Here is a 19,113-nt window from a genome sequence, read left to right on the forward strand (position 1 = left end):
GACCACCTGACCCGGGCCGCCCGTCTCGACGCCGGGCCCGACGCCGACCGCGGCACGTGACATCGTCGCGTGTCCGGGTCCTCCGCTTGCCGATTTTTTGCCGTCGGCCGCACCCGTCCGGAGGACGCGGGGGAACCGAAAGACCTCACAAAAGAGCAGGTCAGAAGGGTGTCGGCGCGGAAAGTGGAATGATGTTGACGGCAGTGGGTCCGGCGCTGATCCTGTAAACGCAGCCGACTTCGACACGAGACACTCCGTTCATCCGAATGAAACGTCCGTACCGCCTCATATCGGCTAACCCGCGGATCCCGGGGATGGCTCGATCTGGTGCAAGGCAGGTGTTCGTGTGGGCGCTCGGCTCGGACTTCGTGTGCTCTCGGTCTACGAGGGCTTTTTCTCCGGGGGGGCCCGGATCGTGCACAGTGATGTGCTGCTGGGCCTGGTGGAGGGCGGACAGCAGTGGCATCGGGTGCTGAGTCTGCACGGTGAGGTCCACCGAGAAGCCACCACGCAGCGCATGGAGGACGACGCGTGTTACCGGGCGCTTACGGCCGGTGGTATCGAGGTCACCTCCCTCGGCCGCACCGCGGGACTGGTGGACGGCACCGTCGCGGCGTCGGTTTTCAGCGGCCCGGAGCTGGCCGATACGGCACGGGCCATGGCCGGCGCGGACGTCATCCTGTCCCTGAAGGAGCAGCCGCTCGCGCTGCTCAACCAGGCCGGGCTGCCCCGCCGCCCCGTCGTCGTCTGCCTGCACCGGTCCGACCCGGAGAACCAGGGCCGGGCACTCGACGAACTCAAGGCCGCCATCGCGGACGGCACGGTGGTCGCCTGCGTGTGCTGCGCCGAGTCCACCCGGGACGCGTACGAGGCCGCCGGGATCCCCGGCGAGCTGCTGCACGTGATCCCGAACGGCGTCGACCTGCTCCGCTTCCGGCCGGACGCGGCGCTGCGGCTCGCCTTCCGCGAGTCGCTCGGCATCCCCGCCACGGCTCCCGACGCCCCCGTCGTCGTGTTCGCCGCCCGGTACGCCGGCATGAAGAACGTGCCGCTCTTCCTGCGGGCGGCGCGGGCCTGGCTGGCCCGCGAGGGCGGCGGCCACGTCGTCATGTGCGGGGCCGGGATGACCGAGGACAACCCCGCCCTGTGGGCCGACATCGAGGTCGCCTTCGGCGCCGACCGGGCCGCGCTCCGCGACCGGCTGCACCTGCTCGGCGTACGGCACGACATGGAGACCGTCTACGCCGGCTCCGACGTCGTCGCCCTCACCTCCGTCTCCGGCGAGGCGGCGCCGCTCTGCCTCATCGAGGGCATGATGTGCGGCGCCGTCCCGGTCACGACGGACGTCGGCGACAGCGCCTCGATCGTCGAAGGGCACGGGTTCGTGACGCCCTTCGACCCCGACGCCATCGCCTTCGCCTGGTCGGCGGCGGTGGCCGACCGCGAGCTGTTCGCTCCCGCGCTGGCGGCGAGCCGCGAGCGGTTCAGCCGGACCCGGATGATCGCCGCCTACGCCGACCTGCTCGACCACGTCGTCGGCGACGTGCGCGACGGACTGCGTCCGGGCGTCGGCGGGCAGTAGCGGCGAGACACGTACGAAGAGGCCGCCGGTTCCCCTCCGAACCGGCGGCCCCTCCTGGTCGCGTCCCCCCCATGCCTTGCCGCTGCCGCTGCCGCGATGCGTCGTCGGCCGGCCGCGGCGCCGTCGTGGCGGCCGCGCCCGCGCGGCCGAGCGGATTCACCACAGCCCGCGCCCCTGCAGCGCCCCCTCGGGATCCTTCCGGGGGCGTTGTTCAGCGCGGCAGGACCACCACATACGCGGCCGGGTCGCGGTCGTCCGCCGCCATCAGGGCCGTGCGGACCACCGCCGCCTGCTGTTCCATCGCCTCGCGGAGCTTGCGCGGGGTGACGTACACGACCGTGATGCCGAGCCGTTCCAGGTGCTCGCGCTTGCGGGCGTACTCGGACCACAGGGCGTCCTCGTCCTGGCGCGGTGCGCGGGTGTCCAGTTCGACGGCGACCCCCTGCTCGGGCCAGTAGGCGTCGACGCCGCCCAGGTGCGGGCCGCCCGGCAGCCTCAGGTCGACGTTCCAGACCGGGTCGGGGAGGCCGTACTCGTGGACCATCCGGTACAGGCGGTCCTCGGCGATGGCCCGCCCCTCGGCGACCAGGGAGTCGACGGCGTCCACCACGTGGGGCCGGGAGAGCAGCTTCGCCCGGGTCAACTCCCGGACCACCGCCGCCGGTTCGCAGTGGCCGCCGCGCACCGCCTCGGTCAGCAGCCGCCGTACCGCCTCCGCGTCGCTCAGGTCCGCCACCGCGTCCGCGAGGGCGCGGGGGACCGGGGCGACCGGGAGGCCCGTCACCTGCTCGGGGGTGGGCAGGTCCGGGGTGCGGAGCACGCGGACGTAGGAGGTGGAGCGCAGCCGGCGCAGTCGCGGGACCAGGACGTCCACGTGGTCCAGGGAGAGCAGCGGCGGGGTCGCGGAGAAGCCGTGCAGGGTCAGCGCGGCCAGGCCCGTGATCATCACGTCCGCGTAGACCGGGCGGTGCGGGGAGTCGGCGGTCGGCTGCGCCGGGACGCCCGGGGCCGGCTCGCGCGCCGTGAACAGGAGGGCGCCGTGCAGGCGTTCCTCGCTGGTCGGCGGGCCGGGGTGGAGCAGGACCACGCCCGGGAGCAGCTGCTGCCAGGGGCCGCCCGGCCGGCACTGCTCGGCGATCTCGTTGGCCGCGACGCCGTGCGAGCGGAGCTGGGCCGTCGTCAGGACCCGGCGGTGGACGTCGGACAGGTGGCGGAGGGGGCGGGGGGAGAGCGGGGTGTTGTGGGTCATGGCCTCGGGATTCCCGGGGCCGGCCGGGTCCTTAACCGGTGTTACGTGTTCGTCGATAAATGCGGACAACACGGTACTAAAGGACGGGTGTTCGGATGCCGAGTAGGGAGCCAAAACCCCTGGTCCGGATGGGTGGGGACCAGGGGTTACGGCCATGATGGAATGAATTGCGTAACGGTCACCCGGCGGGTGACCTCTGGCCAAAGGTCAGCTCGCGGCGGCCTCGGTGGCCCGCGCGTCGCACTCCTGTCCGCGCAACGTCCGTGCCAGGTCGTCGCGGGCCTCCAGGACCAGCCGGCGCAGCGCCGGCGGCGCGTCGGCGTGCGCCGTCAGCCACGCGTCCGTCGCCGCCAGGGTCTCCGGGCGGTCCTGGAAGGAGGGGTACAGGCCCCGCACCACGTCCATGCCGATCTGGATCGAGCGGTCCTCCCAGATCCCGGCGATGACCTCGAAGTACTTCGAGGCGTACGGAGCCAGCAGCTCCCGCTGCGAGGCCTGGGCGAAGCCCGCGATCGTCGCCTCCACCAGCGCGTTGGACAGCGCCTGCGACTCCACGACCTGCGCCCACGCCTGGGCCTTCACCGCCGCCGACGGACGGGCGGCCAGGCAGCGCACCTGGTGACGCTTGCCGGACGCCGTGTCGTCCCGGGCCAGTTCGGCCGCCAGCACCGCCTCGTCGGCCAGCCCGTGCGCGGCGAGGGGTTCGAGGAACGCCCAGCGCAGCTCCTGGTCGACGTCCAGGCCGTCGATCACCGCCGCCCCCGACAGGAGGTCCTGGAGCAGCCGGAGGTCCGCACCGTCCGTCGCCGTCGACGCGAAGAACCGCGCCCAGGCCAGCTGGTGCTCGCTGCCCGGCGCCGCCTGCCGCAGCTCCCGCAGGGCGCCCTCGGCGAGCTCCTCCCCGGCCGCCTCCCGGCCCTCGGGCGCCACGTAGTGCACCAGCGCCGACTCCGCCCACGCCTGCAGCATCTGCAGCACGCCGATGTCCGACTCGCGGCTCGCGAACCGCAGCACCAGGGCGACGAAGTCCCGGGCGGGCAGCAGTGCGTCCCGGGTCAGGTTCCACAGCGCCGACCAGCACAGCGCCCGGGCCAGCGGGTCGGTGAGCGAGCCGAGCCGGTCGCGCAGGGTGGCCAGCGAGGTCTCGTCGAAGCGGATCTTGCAGTAGGTGAGGTCGTCGTCGTTGACCAGGACCAGCTCCGGGGCGTCGGCACCGGCCAGCTCGGTGATCACCGTACGGGGGCCGTCCACGTCCGCCTCGGCCCGCGCGTACCGGACCAGCTCGCCGTCCTCCGTCCGGTAGAGCCCGATCGCGACCCGGTGCGGACGCAGCTCGGGGTGCGACTCGGCCGCCTCCTGCAGCACCGCCAGCTCGGCCACCCTGCCGTCCGCGTCGAGGAGCACCTGCGGGGTCAGCGAGTTCACCCCCGCCGTCTGCAGCCACTTCCCGGCCCAGGCGCCCATGTCCCGGCCGCTGGTCTCGGCCAGGACCGACAGCAGGTCGCCGAGGCGGGTGTTGCCGTACGCGTTGCGCTTGAAGTAGCGGCGGGCGCCTTCCAGGAACGCGTCCTGGCCGACGTAGGCCACCAGCTGCTTGAGGACCGAGGCGCCCTTGGCGTAGGTGATGCCGTCGAAGTTGAGCTTGGCGTCCTGCAGGTCGCGGATGTCGGCCGTGATCGGGTGCGTGGAGGGCAGCTGGTCGGCGCGGTACGCCCAGGCCTTGCGGCGGTTGGCGAAGGTGGTCCAGGCGTTCTTGAAACGGGTCGCGCCGACGTTGGCGAACGTGCCCATGAAGTCCGCGAAGGACTCCTTCAGCCACAGGTCGTCCCACCACACCATGGTGACCAGGTCACCGAACCACATGTGCGCCATCTCGTGCAGGATCACGTTGGCGCGCGCCTCGTACGACGCCTGCGTCACCTTGCCGCGGAAGATGTACTCCTCCCGGAAGGTCACCAGACCCGGGTTCTCCATCGCCCCGAGGTTGTACTCGGGCACGAACGCCTGGTCGTACTTTCCGAACGGGTACGGGTAGTCGAAGTGGTCGTGGAAGAAGTCCAGCCCCTGCTTCGTGACGAGGAAGACGTCGTCCGCGTCGAAGTGGGGGGCGAGGCCCTTGCGGCACATCGCGCCGAGCGGGATCTCCAGCGTCGAGCCGTCCGGCAGGGCCCGGGAGTACGAGTCCGTCACGTAGTGGTACGGCCCGGCCACCACGCAGGTGATGTACGTCGAGATCGGCTTGGTCTCCGCGAACCGCCACACGCCGTCGGCGAGTTCACCGGCGCCGTTGCTCCACACCGTCCACCCCTCGGGCGCCCGCACCTCGAAGCGGAACGGCGCCTTGAGGTCCGGCTGCTCGAAGTTGGCGAAGACCCGGCGGGAGTCGGCCGGCTCGTACTGCGTGTAGAGGTAGACCTCGCCGTCCTCGGGGTCGACGAAGCGGTGCAGGCCCTCGCCGGTGCGGGAGTAGGCGCAGCGGGCGTCCACCACCAGCTCGTTCTCCGCGGCCAGGTCCTCCAGGGCGATCCGGGTGCCGTCGAAGACCTCCCCGGGGTCGAGGTCCTTGCCGTTGAGGGTCACGGCGGTCACGCCGGGCGCGATCAGGTCGGCGAAGGTGGTGGCCCCCGGCTCGTTGCAGCGGAAGCGGATCGTGGTCACCGAGCGGAAGGTGCGCGGCTCGTCCTGGCTCTCCCCGACGGCGGACCGTACGTCCAGCGACACGTCGTACCCGTCGACCGACAGCAGGGCGGCCCGCTCCCGGGCCTCGTCGCGGGACAGATTCTCACCGGGCACGGGCGGCACTCCTTCGGGTGGGTACGACATCGTCGTCGGTAGCCGGGACAGCACTGATCCTCCCACGTGCCCCTGACGGCGGGCACCCGGGAATGGGGTGGCCGGTGACGGTGTTGCCGCTGGAAAAGGCCTGTATTGCGAGGAGAAGCATGTCCGAGACCGTGACCAGCTCAGGCAAGACCCCCGTCGACTTCTGGTTCGACCCGCTGTGCCCCTGGGCCTGGATGACCTCCCGGTGGGTCCTCGAGGTGGAGAAGGTCCGGGACATCGAGGTCCGCTGGCACATCATGAGCCTCGCCGTCCTCAACGAGCCCAAGCTCGACGAGCTGCCCGAGGAGTACCGAGAGATGCTCGCGGTCAAGGCGTGGCAGCCGGTCCGCGTGGTCACCGCGGCCTGGCAGAAGCACGGCGCCGACGTCCTCGGCCCGCTGTACACCGCGCTCGGCACCCGGATCCACAACAACGGCGAGGGTCCGACCGTGGAGGCCATCGCGGGCGCCCTCGCGGACGTCGGCCTGCCGGCCGACCTCATCGACTACGCCGAACAGGAGGACTTCGAGTTCGACGCCGAGCTGCGCGCCTCCCACAAGGAGGGCATCGACAAGGTCGGCCAGGACGTCGGCACCCCGGTCATCGCGGTGCCCGGCTCCGACGGCGAGCAGATCGCCTTCTTCGGGCCGGTCGTCACCCCCGCCCCCAAGGGCGAGGAGGCGGCACGCCTGTGGGACGGCACCCTCGCGGTCGCCTCCGTCCCCGGCTTCTACGAGATCAAGCGGACCCGCACCAAGGGCCCGGACTTCAGCAACCTCTAGGCCCCTCGCCGCGCCCGGTGGCCCGCACGCCGGGCGCGGGTCCCTCCCGACGGCCCCGCGCACAGGAGGCCCCCGCGAGTCACGTCCTCGCGGGGGCCTCCTTCCTTCCGCCTGCCCGCGGTGAACGGTGAGAAGACGATCACGAGGCAGGACGCGTCGGCGGCTCAGGGAGCCGGCAGCAGCACATCCGCCCGGGATCGCGCGGCGGCGTGCCGGCGGGCCACGTCCTGCCAGTCGACCACGGCCCACATCGCCTCGACGAAGTCGACCTTCTGGTTCTTGTACTGCAGGTAGAAGGCGTGCTCCCAGGCGTCGAAGACGAGGATCGGCACCGAGCCCTGGCCGACGTTGCCCTGGTGGTCGTAGACCTGCTCGACGATCAGCCGCCCGCTGAGCGGCTCGTGGGCGAGGACGCCCCAGCCGGAGCCCTGGGTGGTGGCCGCCGCCTTCGTGAGCTGGGCCTTGAAGCCCGCGAACGAGCCGAAGGACTCGGCGATCGCGTCCGCCAGGTCGCCCACGCCGTCCGCCGCCAGCGGCTCGCCGCCCCCGTCCTCCGGGCCGGTCATGTTCCGCCAGTAGATGCTGTGCAGGATGTGGCCGGAGAGGTGGAACGCCAGGTTCTTCTCCAGCCCGTTGACCGTTCCCCAGCTCCCCTTGTCCCGCGCCTCCGCCAGCTGCTCCAGGGTGTCGTTGGCGCCCTTCACGTACGCCGCGTGGTGCTTGTCGTGGTGCAGCTCGATGATCTCGGGGCTGATCACCGGCGCGAGCGCCGAGTAGTCGTAGGGCAGTTCAGGAAGCGTGTAGACGGGCATGGGTGTGGTCCCCTCCGAACCTCTTATTGCAAAGAACTTGCAACTACACGTTAGCAACAAGAAGCCGGACGGGGGCAAGAAGCGAGGCCCTCACGTGTCGTCACGTGAGGGCCTCGCGGAAGCGGACGCGCCGTCAACGCGCCATGGTCACGCGGCCACGGACGTGTAGTGCGAGGCGTCGCCCTCGATCGAGTAGCTCTCCTTGCCCTCGATGCCGACCGGGACGTCACCGGCGACGGTGACGCGGTTGAGGCGGCGCGGCAGACCGTCGTAGTTGTCGACGGCGTAGTGCTGGGTGATCCGGTTGTCGAACAGGACCAGCTGGTTCGGGGACCAGCGGTGGCGCAGGATGTTCTCGGGGCGGGTGACGTACGCCTGGAGCAGGTCGAGGATCCGGCGCGACTCGTCCTTCGACAGGCCGGCGATCCGCTGCGCGAACCCCCCGATGAACAGGCCGCGCTCACCGGTCAGCGGGTGAACCCGGACGACCGGGTGGACCGTGCGGAACTTGACCGACGTGAACTGAGCACGCTGCGCGGCCTTCTCCTCGTCGATCTCCTCGTCCGGCACGGCGTAGTCGTAGTCGTTGGTGTGCTCCGCCCACAGCGTGTCGGCCAGCGCCCGCAGCGGCTCCGGGAGCTGGCGGTAGGCGGCGGCCGAACTGGTGATCAGGGTCTCGCCCCCGTACGGCGGGACCGTGAGCGAGCGCAGGGTGCTGGCCTGGGGCGGGTTCAGGACGAACGTCACGTCGGTGTGCCAGTGGTTGGCCCGGCCGCGCTCGCTGTCGACGGGCAGCACGTTCGGGGCGCCGTCGACGGCGGGCACCGTCGGGTGGGCGGTGGTGAGGTCGCCGAAGTGCCGGGCGAAGGCCTCCTGGCCCTCGTCGTCGAGACGGACGTCGTCGAAGACCAGGGCCTTGTGCACGTTCAGGGCCTCGCGGACCGCGGCGACCTGCTCCTCGTCGAGCGGCTTGGTGATGTCCACGCCCAGGACCTGGGCGCCGATGTTCGCGGTGACCTTGCGGATCTCGATGGACATGCGGGGAGTCCTTTCAGAGGGTGGCGAGTGCGGGAGTGACGTACTGGTTGGCGGGGCGCGGCAGGCCGTAGCGCTCCCGCAGGGTCCGGCGCGGGCCGTACTCGCCGCGCAGCAGCCCGCGGGCGCGCAGGATCGGGACGACGTGGTCGACGAAGGTCTCCAGGCCGGAGGGGAGCACCGGCGGCATGATGTTGAAGCCGTCGGCGGCGCCCCGGGTGAACCAGGTCTCGATCGCGTCGGCGACCTGCTCGGGCGTTCCGGCGAAGGTCAGGTGGCCGCGGCCGCCGCCGAGCCGGCCGATCAGCTGCCGCACGGTGAGCCGCTCCCGGCGGGCGAGCCCGACCACCAGGGTGTAACGGCTCTTGGCGCCCTCGATGGCGTCCTCGGGCGGCAGTTCGGCGGGGAGTTCGGCGTCCAGCTCCAGGGTGCCGGCCGGGACATGGAGCAGTCGTTCCAGGTTGGCGACCCCGTGCCGGTGCACGATGTGGTCCTCCAGGACCTGCTCGTGCGCCCGCGCCTCGGCCTCGGTCGAGCCGATGACGGGGACGATGCCGGGCAGCACCTTGATGTGGTCCGGGTCGCGGCCCGCCGCGGCCGTACGTGCCTTGAGGTCGGCGTAGAACGCCCGCGCCTCCTCGAGGGTCTGCTGCGCGGTGAACACGGCCTCCGCGTACCGGGCCGCGAACGCCCTGCCGTCCTCGCTCGACCCGGCCTGCACCAGCAGCGGGTAACCCTGCGGGCTGCGGGGCACGTTGAGGGCGCCCTCGACACTGAGGTACGTGCCCCGGTGCCGGGGCGGATGGATCTTCGCGTCGTCGCCCCAGACTCCGGCCGCCTTGTCGGCGACGATCGCGTCGTCCTCCCAGCTGTCCCAGAGCTTCAGGGCCACGTCGAGGAACTCGGCGGCCCGCGCGTACCGCTCGGCGTGCGCGGGCTCCTCGTCGATGCCGAAGTTGCGGGCCGCGTCCGCGCCCGCCGTGGTGACGATGTTCCAGCCGGCCCGGCCGCCGCTGACGATGTCCAGCGAGGCGAACCTGCGGGCCAGGTTGTAGGGCGAGTTGTAGGAGGTGGAGGCGGTGGCGATCAGCCCGATGTGCTCGGTGGCGGTGGCCAGCGCGGTGAGCAGGGTGAGCGGCTCCAGCGCTCCGGCGGGCCGCTGCGCGACGCTCCCCCACAGGTGCGGGCCGTCCGCGAGGAAGAGCGAGTCGAAGGTGCCGCGCTCGGCGGTCCGGGCGAGCCCGACGTAGTGCCCGAGGTCGACGTGCGCGTACGGATCGCTCTCCGGGAGGCGCCAGGAGGCCTCGTGGTGACCGGTGTTCATCAGGAAGGCGTTGAGATGGAGCTGGCGGGTCATACGGGGTCCTTTACGGGGTTGTGTGAGCCCGTCCGGCGGTCGAGGACAAGGCCGGAGGCCGAAGCGGGGGTCCGGGGGCGGCAGCCCACGGGGCGGCCACCGCGGCCGACGGTCACGCGGCGTCCTCCGTGACGCCCAGCGCCGCCAGCAGCCGGCCCCGGTACTCGCCGTGCGGCCGGTCATGGTCCACGGTCAGGTCGAGGCCGATCCGGCCCCGGTCCAGGACGAGGATCCGCTCGGCGAGGACGATCGCCTCGTCGACGTCGTGGGTGACCAGCAGGACGGACGGGCGGTGCCGTTTCCACAGCTCGCGCAGCAGGTGGTGCATCCTGATCCGGGTGAGCGCGTCCAGGGCGCCGAACGGCTCGTCGGCGAGGAGCAGTTCGGGTTCGCGGACCAGGGAGCGGGCGAGCGCGGCCCGCTGTGCCTCGCCGCCGGACAGCTCGCCCGGCCAGGCCCGTTCGCGGCCCGCGAGGCCGACCTCGGTCAGCGCCGACCGGCCCTTGTCGTGGGCGTCCCTGCCGTCCAGGCCGAGGACCACGTTGTCCAGCACCCGGCGCCAGGGCAGCAGCCGGGAGTCCTGGAAGACCACCGACACCCGTTCCGGCGCGCTGAGCTCCCCGCTGCCGGAGACCCCGTGGTCGAGTCCCGCGACGGCCCGCAGCAGGGTGCTCTTGCCGGAGCCGCTGTGCCCGAGCAGCGCGGTGAACTGCCCGGCCGGCAGGTCGAGGTCGACGGAGTCGAGGACCGTGCGCTCCCCGAACGACCGGGTCAGGCCCCGGATCCGGACGGCGGGGCGGGTCAGCTGCTCAGTGTGCGGCGCCATGACAGCACCCTCCGTTCGATCAGCCGGACCACGGAGTCCGAGACGAGGCCGAAGACGCCGTAGATCAGCAGGCCGACGAGGATGATGTCGCTGCGCCCGTAGTTCTGGGCCTGGAACATCATGTAGCCGAGGCCGCTGGTGGCGTTGATCTGCTCCAGGACGACCAGGCCGAGCCAGGATCCGGTGACGCCCAGCCGGAGCCCCACGAAGAATCCGGGCAGCGCGCCGGGGATCACCACCTCCCGGATGAACCGGAACCTCGACAGGTCCAGCACCTCGGCGAGTTCGACGTACCGGCTGTCGATGGCGGAGAGCGCGGCATGCGTGTTCAGGTAGACCGGGATGTAGACGACGATCGCGATGATGGCGATCTTGAAGGTCTCGCCGATGCCCAGCCAGAGGATGAACAGCGGGATCAGGCCGAGGGTGGGGATCGCCCGGTTGATCTGCACGGTCCCGTCGATCAGCGCCTCGCCGGTGCGGGTGAGCCCGGAGGCCAGGGCCAGCAGCACCCCGGCGGTCAGGCCGATCGCGAAGCCGTACCCGGCCCGCTCCACGGAGGTCAGGATGTCGGTGCGCAGCGTCCCGGCGGTCCACAGGTGGACGGCGGTGTCCAGGACGGTCCAGGGCGCGGGGATCGCGCCGGGATCGAGCCGCCCGGCGGCGGAGGCGATCGCCCAGGCGGCGAGGACGACGAGCGGCCCGGCCAGCCGGGCGGCGGGCAGCCGACGGCCGGGGGAGAGCCGGCGGCGCGGCCGGACCTGGCGGACCTCCTCCTCCGCGACGGGAACCGGCACGGTGCCGGTGGTCACGGCGGTCATTTCCGGTACTCCGCCGGTACGGCCTTGGCGGCGATGGACTCGAAGCGGTGGTCGAAGAGGCCGGAGACGTCGGTCCTCTTCACGAACCCGCCCTCCGCGAGCAGGTCCGCGGTCTCCTGCTCCCACTTGATCGCCTCGTCCCAGCTCGGCGGGAACAGCGGCTTGTTGGCGAGCCTGGTGATGCCCTGGGCCTGCGCGAGGGTCAGGTTCTGCGTCTTCACGTAGAACTCCTCGTCCCAGGTGTCCGGGTTCTCCCACTGCCAGACCAGGCCCTTGGCCCACTGCGGGATGTACGCGGCGACCGCGGCCGCCTTGGCCTTGTCGTTCAGCACCGACTGCGGCGCCCACAGCAGGTTGAGCAGGTCCACGACGTCGGTGGCGATGGTGTGCGCGCCCTTCGGGCCGTACTGCTGGAGGTAGGCGGGCGCCTGGGAGTTGGCCAGCGGGGCCACGTCCACCTGGCCGGACTGCAGGGCGGTGAGGAACTGGTTGCTGGTCAGCGGGACCAGCTTCACGTCGTCGTAGGCGAGCCCGGCCTTCTTCAGCGCCCGCAGCAGTACGACACCCTGCGCCTGCCCCTGCGAGAAGGCGAGTTTCTTCCCCTTGAATTCGGCGACCGTGCGTATGCCGCTGCCGGGCTTGGTGGCGAACAGGTAGTTCGGCTTGCGGGTCAGCTCGATCGCCACGATTTTTGCGGCGAAACCCTGGAACTGTGCCTGGATCGGCGGAATTCCCGCGTTGTTGGCGACGTCCAGGGACTTGGCACGGAACGCGTTGATGACATCGGGACCGGCGCCGATGTTCACCCAGCTGGACACCGTGAACGGCAGCGCGGGCAGCTTCGCCAGCTTGAACTCCAGCTGCTGCACGCCCTGGTAGGAGGCGATCTTCAGGCTGGTGCCGGCCGGGACCTTGTCGGCCAGCGGCGCGGTCGAGGCGCCCGCGGTGTCGGCGGCCGCACTGCCGCCCGCGCAGCCGCTCAGCCCGGCCACGGCCGCCGAGGCGCCGAGCAGTGAGGTGAGGAAGAGCCGGCGGTCGATGCCGGGGGAGGACGCAGAAGGCATGGGAGTGCTCCGGGGAGAAAAGCGGCAGAAAGGCAGGGCGAATTCCCGGCGACGGAGGGCCGGAAAGAGAGATCTCACGCAGAGGGAAATGCGCGCCTGGGGCGCGTCAAGACGTCAGCAACAGAGGGTGCGACAGGTCATGAGATGGATGTTCCTTGCCGTGTACGACGGCTGTCAACATTCCGAGTTTCTGAATTAAATAAGCTCTGGTGACAGAGCCGGAGCCGAGGCGTGCGAGGCGCTCAGCGGGTCCCGGTACAGCACGTCGAGGACCACCGAACCACCCGCCACCGCCAGTACCGACTCGCGGAAACTGGTCGGCGCGACCACGGCCGCCCGCTCCGCGCCCACCACCTCCCGCAGCGCGGCGAGACAGTCCTCCCGGTACAGCACCCCGACCTCGGTGACGACCACGCTCTCCGGGTTGAGGACGTCGAGCAGCAGCGCCACCGCCCGCCCGGTCAGCCGCGCCCGCTCCACCAGCAGCCGTGCGGCCGCCGGATCGCCGGCCTCCGCCGCCGCGAGGACGTCCATCGGATTGGCGCCGTCCACCACCCCGGCGGCCCGCGCCCGCCGCACCAGGGTGCGTTCGCTGAGCTCCACCTGGAGGCAGCCGGTGCGACCGCAGCCGCAGGGCTCGGTGCCGCCCGGCACCGGGAGGTGGCCGATCATGCCGGCCTGGGAGCGCGGGCCGTGGTGCACCTCGTCACCGGTGGCGAAGGCCGCGTCGACCACGTTGCCGACGAACAGGTGCAGCACGCTCCGGCTGCCCCGGGCCCGCCCGAAGAGCCGCTCCCCGTTGACCAACGCGCGTGCGTGGCCGTCCACATGGACCGGCAGCCCGGTGTGCGCGCCGAGCAGCTCGCGCACCGGTACCTCGCGCCAGCCGAGCAGGGGATGCTCGACGACGGTCCCGGTGTCCCGGTCCACCCAGCCGCCGACGGCGACCCCGACGCCCAGCGGCCGGCTGCCGGGCACCTCGCCGAGCAGCGCGGCGAGCCCCGCGGCGGCCCGCGCCAGCACCTCGCGGGGGTCGGTGGAACGGTGCTTCAACTCCCGCCGTACGACGACCCGCCCGCGCAGGTCGAGCAGCGCGACCGTGGTGTACCGGACGGCCACGTGCACCCCGCCGACCACGAACCGCGAGTCGTCCACGTCGACCGGGACGTGCGGCCGGCCCACGCCCTTGACCCGCTGCGGCGCCTCGGTCTCGCGGATCAGGCCGAGTTCGGTGAACCGGGCGCAGTAGTCGGTGACGGAGGCCGGGGACAGCCCGGTCAGCCGGGCGATGGTGGAGCGGGCGACCGGCCCGTGCTCGAGCACCGAGCGGAGGACCACGCTGGCGCTGGTCCGTCGCCGGTCACGGGGCGCGGAGGTGAGCGGGGGTGCCGCGGTACGGGGCATGGGAAACCGTCCTCGGGAACGGGGCCGACACGTCTCTCGGAGCGAGGCGCGCCGGACCGGTCTCCCGCCGCGCGGCCTCAGGGCGTACGGCGACAGGTGGCAGCCCCCTGACGCCGCAGGTCGACATAGCGACGCGACGTGAAGTTCCGGGACTGGGCGACCATGTCCGGAAGCGTAGGCCAGAAACCTTGAATCCCACCAGACCGATGGGATTCGATTGGCGGAACTCCACAGGCCTGTTCAATGCCGTTGACGTGACTGAAACATCCCTGCCTCAGTGATCGGCGTCACCCCGTACCGCGTGTAACCCGCACCCTTTGTGGGGAGCCCACCAAGTGCCGCTTCCGGCCTTTGTCGACCGCTGACGTGTCCGGCTCAGACCGGCCGGGATAGCGTCACAGAGTCCCTTGCCTGCCCCCACCCCGCGGAGTCCCCATGAGCACCGCCACCGCCGCCGCGTCGACCCGCACCGGCACCGTCCTCGCCGACCTCCTGCCCGCGTCCCGGGTACGCGACGTGGCCCTCGTGGCCGGCGGCGCCGCGCTCACCGGCCTCGCCGCCCAGATCGCGGTCCCGGTGCCCGGCTCCCCGGTCCCGGTGACCGGCCAGACCTTCGCCGCCCTGCTCGTCGGCACCGCCCTCGGTGCCCGCCGCGGCCTGCTCTCCCTCACCCTGTACGCGCTGGCCGGCCTCGCGGGCGTGCCGTGGTTCGCGAGCGGCACCTCCGGTGTCTCGGTCTCCTTCGGCTACATCGTCGGCATGATGCTCGCCTCCGCCGTCGTCGGCGCCCTGGCCCGGCGCGGCGCCGACCGCGGCGTCCTGCGCATGGCGGGCACGATGCTCGTCGGCGAGGCGCTCATCTACGCGGTCGGCGTGCCGTACCTGGCCTACGCCGCGGACATGTCCGCGTCCGCGGCGATCGCGGCCGGCCTCACCCCGTTCCTGATCGGCGACGCGGTGAAGGCGGCCCTGGCGATGGGCGCGGTCCCCGCGGCCTGGAAGCTCGTCGGCAAGCGCTGACCCCGCACCACCGCGGCGGGGCCCGGGATGCTTCGGCACCCCGGGCCCCGCTGTCGTACGGCCCGTTACGACTTCTGCCGCGGCCGCCGCTGCGACCACCACACCCCCGCCGCCCCGGCCGCGATCAGCGCCGCGCCGGCCGCGCCGAGGGGCAGCGCGTCACTCCCGGCGCCGGTCTTCGGCAGCTGGTCGCCGCTCGGCCCCACCGGCTTGTTGTCGGTGCCGAGCAGCAGCGGGGTGGCCGGGGCGTTCGGCGACGGGTTCGTCGTACCGAACGGCACCGGGCCCTGCTGCCAGAACGTCTTCTTCCCGTCCGTGCTCTGCACGGGCAGGCAGATCTTCCCGGTCCTGCCGAGGTCGAACGTCGCGTCGACCGCGTACGACTTCGACCTGCCGGCGCCCAGCGCGCCCACCGGACAGCTGAAGGCGCTGTTCGAACCGGCCGGCAGGTCCTTCGCGGCGACGGCGTCGCACCCCTGCACCCCGGTGACCTTCAGCCCGTCGAAACCGACCACCAAAAGCCGGATACTGTCGCTTTCCTTGGTCCCTTCGTTCTTCACGGTGGCGGTAATCGCCGTTTTCTGCGAACTGTTGTCGACCGAGATCCGCTCGGGCAGTGTGGTCGTCAGCCGCACCCCGTCCGGTGCCTGATCGACCGCCTTTCCCCCCTTGCCGCTCCCCGGCCCCTGGTCGTCGGCGACGGCCGTGCACGGCAGGATCAGCACGGCCGAGAAAGATGCCGTGACCAGCGATCCCGTGACCACGGTCAGCCGCCGGAGCGTACGACGAGAACTCATGTCCGTCCCCCTTGCAACCCCCTGGACCGCGCCTGAATTCGCGGTCACTTGAAGAGGTACCACAAGATTTCTCCGCACTATGCTGGTACGGCCGTAAGTGTGACCATTGCGTGTCGGCAGGGGCGGTCGTTGAGGGGGTGCAGCGAATTGCCGGGGAATTCAGAGAATTCAGGGAATTCAGTGGGTGCGGGGAGCCCGGGGAATCCGGAGAACGCGGGGCCGGGCGGTGTGCCCGGGCTGCTGGTGACCGGCCGCTACCGGCTGGCCGAGAGTATCGGGCAGGGCGGCATGGGGCGGGTGTGGCGGGCCGCCGACGAGACGCTCGACCGGCAGGTCGCCGTCAAGGAGATGCGGATCGACGGCCTCGACGCCGAGGACACCCGTACCCGCCGCGAACGGACCCTGCGCGAGGCCAGGGCCACCGCCCGGATCGACCACCCCAACGTGGTGCGGGTCTACGACGTCGTCGACGAGGGCGAACGCCTGTGGATCGTCATGGAGCTGGTCAACGGCCGCTCCCTGGAGTGGATCATGGCCGAGGAGGGGCCGCTCAGCCCGCGCGCGGCCGCCCGGATCGGCCTCGGCCTGGTCGCGGCGCTGCGCCAGGTGCACGCCGGGGGAGTGCTGCACCGCGACATCAAACCCGGCAACGTCCTCGTCGAGAGCACCGCGGGCCGGGTCGTCCTCACCGACTTCGGCATCGCCGCGATCCAGGACGCCAAGGCGCTGACCATGGTCGGCATGCTCGTCGGCTCCCCCGACTACATGGCACCCGAGCGCGTCTCGGGCCGCCCGCAGGGCCCGCCCTCCGACCTCTGGGCGCTCGGCGCGACCCTGTGCGCGGCCCTCGGCGGCCGCTCCCCCTTCTCCCGCGACACCACCCTGGCCACCCTGCACGCCGTCCTCTACGAGGAACCCGAACTCCCCGCCACGGCAGGCCCGCTGCACGGCCTGCTGGCAGCACTGCTGGCCAAGGACCCGACCGCACGCCCCGGCCTGGAGGACGTGGAACGGGTACTGAAACCGGTGGCCCACCCGGCGCCCGCGGAACGCCCGACGCCGACGTACGTGATGCGCGTTCCGTCCCCGGAGGACGAACGCTCGCGGCCGGCGGTGAGCACATCGACGGAGGCAGCCTCGGAACCGCGCACGGAGGTCCGCTCGGAGACCCCGGCGGGCAACTCCCCGGGCAACCCCACGGGCCCCACGCTTGAACGCCCCGAACCGCAGCGCCCCGTCAGGGGCGCGGGGAACGGCGCGACCAGCCACAACGAGCCCGCGGCGACCCACCGGCGCAAAGCCCCCAAACGCACAGCTCTCCTGGCCGTACTGGGAACCACCGCAGTAGCCACCGCCCTCGTCATCCTCCTGACCACCACGACACGCGGCGGCGACAAGGACACAGCGACCGGGACCTCTTCAACCCCCTCGGTCACAACCGACCCGTCGGCCACCGTGGCGGGCACCGCGCGCCCCCGCTCCCTCCCGCCCGGCACCCACGAGGAGGCCGGCGGCTTCGCCTGGGCGCCGCCCCCCGGCTGGCGCCGGGACGTGAAGACGGGCGCCGAGGTCCACTGCACCTCACCCGACGGCAGCCAGGAACTCGTCGCCAAGTCCTCACTCGCCCGCGGCAACCTCATGGACAGCTGGCGCGCCTCCGAGCAGAGCGCCCACCAGGGCCAGGACTACACCAAGATCCGGCTGGCCGGGACGACCTTCCGCGGCCACCCGGCCGTGGTCTGGGAGTACACCTTCACCCTCAGGGGCACCCCCTGGCACGCACGGCTGCTGGGCTTCGACGCCGGCGGCAAGTCGTACCAGGTCAACACCTGGTACCAGCCGGCGGTCGAAGCCCAGGCCGTACGGACCTACGAGAAGGTGAAAGAGAGCTTCACCGTGCTGTGAGGATCAGCCGACGGACACCTGGTCGGCGGGCTCGGTGACCGCCTCCTTCGCCCGGCCGCCGGTCACCTTCTGTTTCACCACCGCGACGGCGACCACCGCCGCCGCGACCAGCAGCGAGAGCAGCACGGTGGTACGGCCGCTGCTCTCGCCCTCCGTGTCGGTCAGCATGTAGCCGAGGACGAACACGATCAGACCGGCCGTCGCCCAGGTCAGGTACGGGTACAGCCACATCTTCACGACGAGCTTCTCCGGCGCCTCGGCCTGGATGATCTTCCGCATGCGCAGCTGCGAGAAGCAGATGACGAGCCAGACGAACAGGGCGACCGCGCCGCTGGAGTTGACGAGGAAGAGGAAGACGGAGTCCGGGAACTTGTAGTTGAAGAAGACGGCGACGAACCCGAACAGCACGGACGCGACGATCGCGGCCATCGGCACCCCGCGGGCGGTGGTCCGCGCGAACGCCTTCGGCGCGTCGCCCCGCTGCCCGAGCGAGAAGGCCATCCGGGAGGCCGTGTACAGGCCGGAGTTGAGACAGGACAGCACGGACGTCAGCACGATGAAGTTCATGATCTGGCCGGCGTGCGCGATGCCGAGGGAGTCGAGGGCGGCGACGTAGGAGCCCTTCTCCTTGATGGCCGGGTCGTTCCACGGCAGCAGCGAGACGACGATGAGGATCGAGCCGAGGTAGAAGACGCCGATCCGCCAGATGATGCTGTTCGTGGACTTGGTGACCGCGCGCTGCGGGTCCTCCGACTCGCCGGCGGCCAGGGTGGCGATCTCGCTGCCCATGAAGGAGAAGACGACGAGCAGCACGCCGGTGAGGATGGCGCCGGGCCCGTGCGGCAGGAAACCGCCGTGGCCGGTGAGGTTGGAGAAGCTCGCCCTGTCGGTGTCCGCGCCGGGCAGCACGCCCAGCACCGCGAGCAGGCCGACGACGATGAACGCGCTGATCGCGACGACCTTGATGCCGGCGAACCAGAACTCGAACTCGCCGTAGGAGCCGACGGAGACCAGGTTGGTGACGGTGAGCACCGCCATCACGATGAGTGCCCAGCCCCACTGCGGTACGGCCGGGATCCAGCCTGCCAGGATCGTGGCACCGGCGGTCGCCTCGACCGCCAGCACCACCACCCAGAAGAACCAGTACAGCCAGCCGATGGAGAACCCGGCCCAGCGGCCGAGCGCGCGGTCCGCGTGCGCGGAGAACGATCCGGAGGTGGGGTTGGCGGCGGACATCTCGCCGAGCATCCGCATCACCAGCACCACGAGCGTGCCGACGAGCGCGTACGAGAGCAGGATGCCGGGGCCTGCGGTGGCGATGCCGGTACTGGAGCCGACGAAGAGGCCGGCGCCGATGACACCGCCGATGGCGATCATCGACAGATGCCGGTTCTTCAGTCCTGCGTGGAGACCGTCCCGGGGACCGTCGTGGGGGCCGTTACCAGTCATGGGGGGAATTCCTTTGTGCCGGGTGAGCAGGCTCTCGCACGAGCGGCGTACGAGTCGGTCCAGTGAAACGGAGGTGGACTGATTCCTGAACCTTTGAATCCAGATCGTTACTTGAGGTTTTCCTGAGGTTCTGTAGTTCCACTCACCATTTCCATGGCCCGGCCCCGGCCCTGCCGGGCGTTCACGC

Annotated in this window: 15 protein-coding genes; 4 read left to right on the forward strand and 11 right to left on the reverse strand. The window is 71.5% G+C overall.

The genetic code is table 11. The features are described from left to right. Nucleotides 1–370: 370 nt before the first annotated feature. Complete coding sequence (locus BLW82_RS28310; RefSeq protein ID WP_093502989.1) at nucleotides 371–1,582, forward strand: glycosyltransferase; 1,212 nt, start codon at nucleotides 371–373, stop codon at nucleotides 1,580–1,582. A gap of 211 nt (nucleotides 1,583–1,793) precedes the next feature. On the opposite strand, the gene BLW82_RS28315 is transcribed toward BLW82_RS28310, so the two are convergent. Both BLW82_RS28315 and pepN read right to left on the reverse strand, forming a co-directional pair. Further along, nucleotides 1,794–2,831, reverse strand: coding sequence for a hypothetical protein (locus BLW82_RS28315; protein WP_093502991.1), 1,038 nt, complete (start codon nucleotides 2,829–2,831; stop codon nucleotides 1,794–1,796). Nucleotides 2,832–3,038: 207 nt separating this feature from the next. Beyond that, the gene (pepN, locus tag BLW82_RS28320; RefSeq protein ID WP_093502993.1) at nucleotides 3,039–5,624 is read right to left on the reverse strand and encodes an aminopeptidase N; all 2,586 of its coding nucleotides are present in this window, start codon (nucleotides 5,622–5,624) and stop codon (nucleotides 3,039–3,041) included. Nucleotides 5,625–5,773: 149 nt separating this feature from the next. Here pepN and BLW82_RS28325 point away from each other — a divergent pair, with 149 nt between their 5' ends. Next, nucleotides 5,774–6,436 carry a mycothiol-dependent nitroreductase Rv2466c family protein gene (locus tag BLW82_RS28325; RefSeq protein WP_093502995.1) on the forward strand — a complete coding sequence of 221 codons (663 nt, stop codon included), beginning with the start codon at nucleotides 5,774–5,776 and terminating at the stop codon, nucleotides 6,434–6,436. Nucleotides 6,437–6,600: 164 nt separating this feature from the next. Here the strand turns inward: BLW82_RS28325 and BLW82_RS28330 are convergent, their stop codons facing one another. The 7 genes from BLW82_RS28330 to BLW82_RS28360 form a co-directional block, all read right to left on the reverse strand. Next, entirely contained in the window at nucleotides 6,601–7,248 is a 648-nt protein-coding gene (locus BLW82_RS28330) for a superoxide dismutase (protein WP_093502997.1), read from the reverse strand. A 147-nt stretch (nucleotides 7,249–7,395) separates the two neighbouring features. Next, nucleotides 7,396–8,286, reverse strand: coding sequence for a TauD/TfdA dioxygenase family protein (locus BLW82_RS28335; protein ID WP_093502999.1), 891 nt, complete (start codon nucleotides 8,284–8,286; stop codon nucleotides 7,396–7,398). Nucleotides 8,287–8,299: 13 nt separating this feature from the next. Then, on the reverse strand, nucleotides 8,300–9,640 hold the full coding sequence (locus BLW82_RS28340) for an LLM class flavin-dependent oxidoreductase (RefSeq protein WP_093503001.1): 1,341 nt from the start codon (nucleotides 9,638–9,640) through the stop codon (nucleotides 8,300–8,302). A gap of 112 nt (nucleotides 9,641–9,752) precedes the next feature. Further along, nucleotides 9,753–10,466 carry an ABC transporter ATP-binding protein gene (locus BLW82_RS28345; RefSeq protein WP_093503003.1) on the reverse strand — a complete coding sequence of 238 codons (714 nt, stop codon included), beginning with the start codon at nucleotides 10,464–10,466 and terminating at the stop codon, nucleotides 9,753–9,755. Further along, nucleotides 10,442–11,287: an ABC transporter permease gene (locus tag BLW82_RS28350; RefSeq protein WP_093503005.1), complete on the reverse strand. Its 846-nt coding sequence runs from the start codon at nucleotides 11,285–11,287 to the stop codon at nucleotides 10,442–10,444. Before BLW82_RS28350 ends, BLW82_RS28345 begins: the two co-directional genes overlap by 25 nt. After that, the gene (locus BLW82_RS28355) at nucleotides 11,284–12,351 is read right to left on the reverse strand and encodes an ABC transporter substrate-binding protein (protein WP_093503007.1); all 1,068 of its coding nucleotides are present in this window, start codon (nucleotides 12,349–12,351) and stop codon (nucleotides 11,284–11,286) included. Before BLW82_RS28355 ends, BLW82_RS28350 begins: the two co-directional genes overlap by 4 nt. 195 nt (nucleotides 12,352–12,546) lie before the next feature. After that, nucleotides 12,547–13,755, reverse strand: coding sequence for an ROK family protein (locus BLW82_RS28360; RefSeq protein ID WP_093503009.1), 1,209 nt, complete (start codon nucleotides 13,753–13,755; stop codon nucleotides 12,547–12,549). A gap of 435 nt (nucleotides 13,756–14,190) precedes the next feature. Here BLW82_RS28360 and BLW82_RS28365 point away from each other — a divergent pair, with 435 nt between their 5' ends. After that, nucleotides 14,191–14,775: a biotin transporter BioY gene (locus BLW82_RS28365; protein WP_093503011.1), complete on the forward strand. Its 585-nt coding sequence runs from the start codon at nucleotides 14,191–14,193 to the stop codon at nucleotides 14,773–14,775. A 65-nt stretch (nucleotides 14,776–14,840) separates the two neighbouring features. Here the strand turns inward: BLW82_RS28365 and BLW82_RS28370 are convergent, their stop codons facing one another. Next, nucleotides 14,841–15,572 (reverse strand): LPXTG cell wall anchor domain-containing protein, encoded by a 732-nt coding sequence (locus tag BLW82_RS28370; protein ID WP_093503013.1) that lies wholly within the window; start codon nucleotides 15,570–15,572, stop codon nucleotides 14,841–14,843. A 288-nt stretch (nucleotides 15,573–15,860) separates the two neighbouring features. Here BLW82_RS28370 and BLW82_RS28375 point away from each other — a divergent pair, with 288 nt between their 5' ends. Beyond that, nucleotides 15,861–17,477: a serine/threonine protein kinase gene (locus tag BLW82_RS28375; protein ID WP_371131511.1), complete on the forward strand. Its 1,617-nt coding sequence runs from the start codon at nucleotides 15,861–15,863 to the stop codon at nucleotides 17,475–17,477. A gap of 3 nt (nucleotides 17,478–17,480) precedes the next feature. Here BLW82_RS28375 and BLW82_RS28380 read toward each other — a convergent pair whose 3' ends face one another. Next, entirely contained in the window at nucleotides 17,481–18,926 is a 1,446-nt protein-coding gene (locus BLW82_RS28380) for an amino acid permease (RefSeq protein WP_093503015.1), read from the reverse strand. Between the last annotated feature and the right edge of the window lie 187 nt (nucleotides 18,927–19,113).

This window comes from Streptomyces sp. Ag109_O5-10 (genome assembly GCF_900105755.1).
GTDB lineage: Bacteria > Actinomycetota > Actinomycetes > Streptomycetales > Streptomycetaceae > Streptomyces.

Coding starts and splice junctions, on each gene's coding strand:
- BLW82_RS28315 (WP_093502991.1), bottom strand. CDS start 2,831: ATGACCCACAACACCCCGCTCTCCCCCCGCCCCCTCCGCCACCTGTCC.
- BLW82_RS28325 (WP_093502995.1), top strand. CDS start 5,774: ATGTCCGAGACCGTGACCAGCTCAGGCAAGACCCCCGTCGACTTCTGG.
- BLW82_RS28330 (WP_093502997.1), bottom strand. CDS start 7,248: ATGCCCGTCTACACGCTTCCTGAACTGCCCTACGACTACTCGGCGCTC.
- BLW82_RS28335 (WP_093502999.1), bottom strand. CDS start 8,286: ATGTCCATCGAGATCCGCAAGGTCACCGCGAACATCGGCGCCCAGGTC.
- BLW82_RS28340 (WP_093503001.1), bottom strand. CDS start 9,640: ATGACCCGCCAGCTCCATCTCAACGCCTTCCTGATGAACACCGGTCAC.
- BLW82_RS28345 (WP_093503003.1), bottom strand. CDS start 10,466: ATGGCGCCGCACACTGAGCAGCTGACCCGCCCCGCCGTCCGGATCCGG.
- BLW82_RS28350 (WP_093503005.1), bottom strand. CDS start 11,287: ATGACCGCCGTGACCACCGGCACCGTGCCGGTTCCCGTCGCGGAGGAG.
- BLW82_RS28355 (WP_093503007.1), bottom strand. CDS start 12,351: ATGCCTTCTGCGTCCTCCCCCGGCATCGACCGCCGGCTCTTCCTCACC.
- BLW82_RS28360 (WP_093503009.1), bottom strand. CDS start 13,755: ATGCCCCGTACCGCGGCACCCCCGCTCACCTCCGCGCCCCGTGACCGG.
- BLW82_RS28365 (WP_093503011.1), top strand. CDS start 14,191: ATGAGCACCGCCACCGCCGCCGCGTCGACCCGCACCGGCACCGTCCTC.
- BLW82_RS28370 (WP_093503013.1), bottom strand. CDS start 15,572: ATGAGTTCTCGTCGTACGCTCCGGCGGCTGACCGTGGTCACGGGATCG.
- BLW82_RS28375 (WP_371131511.1), top strand. CDS start 15,861: ATGGGGCGGGTGTGGCGGGCCGCCGACGAGACGCTCGACCGGCAGGTC.
- BLW82_RS28380 (WP_093503015.1), bottom strand. CDS start 18,926: ATGACTGGTAACGGCCCCCACGACGGTCCCCGGGACGGTCTCCACGCA.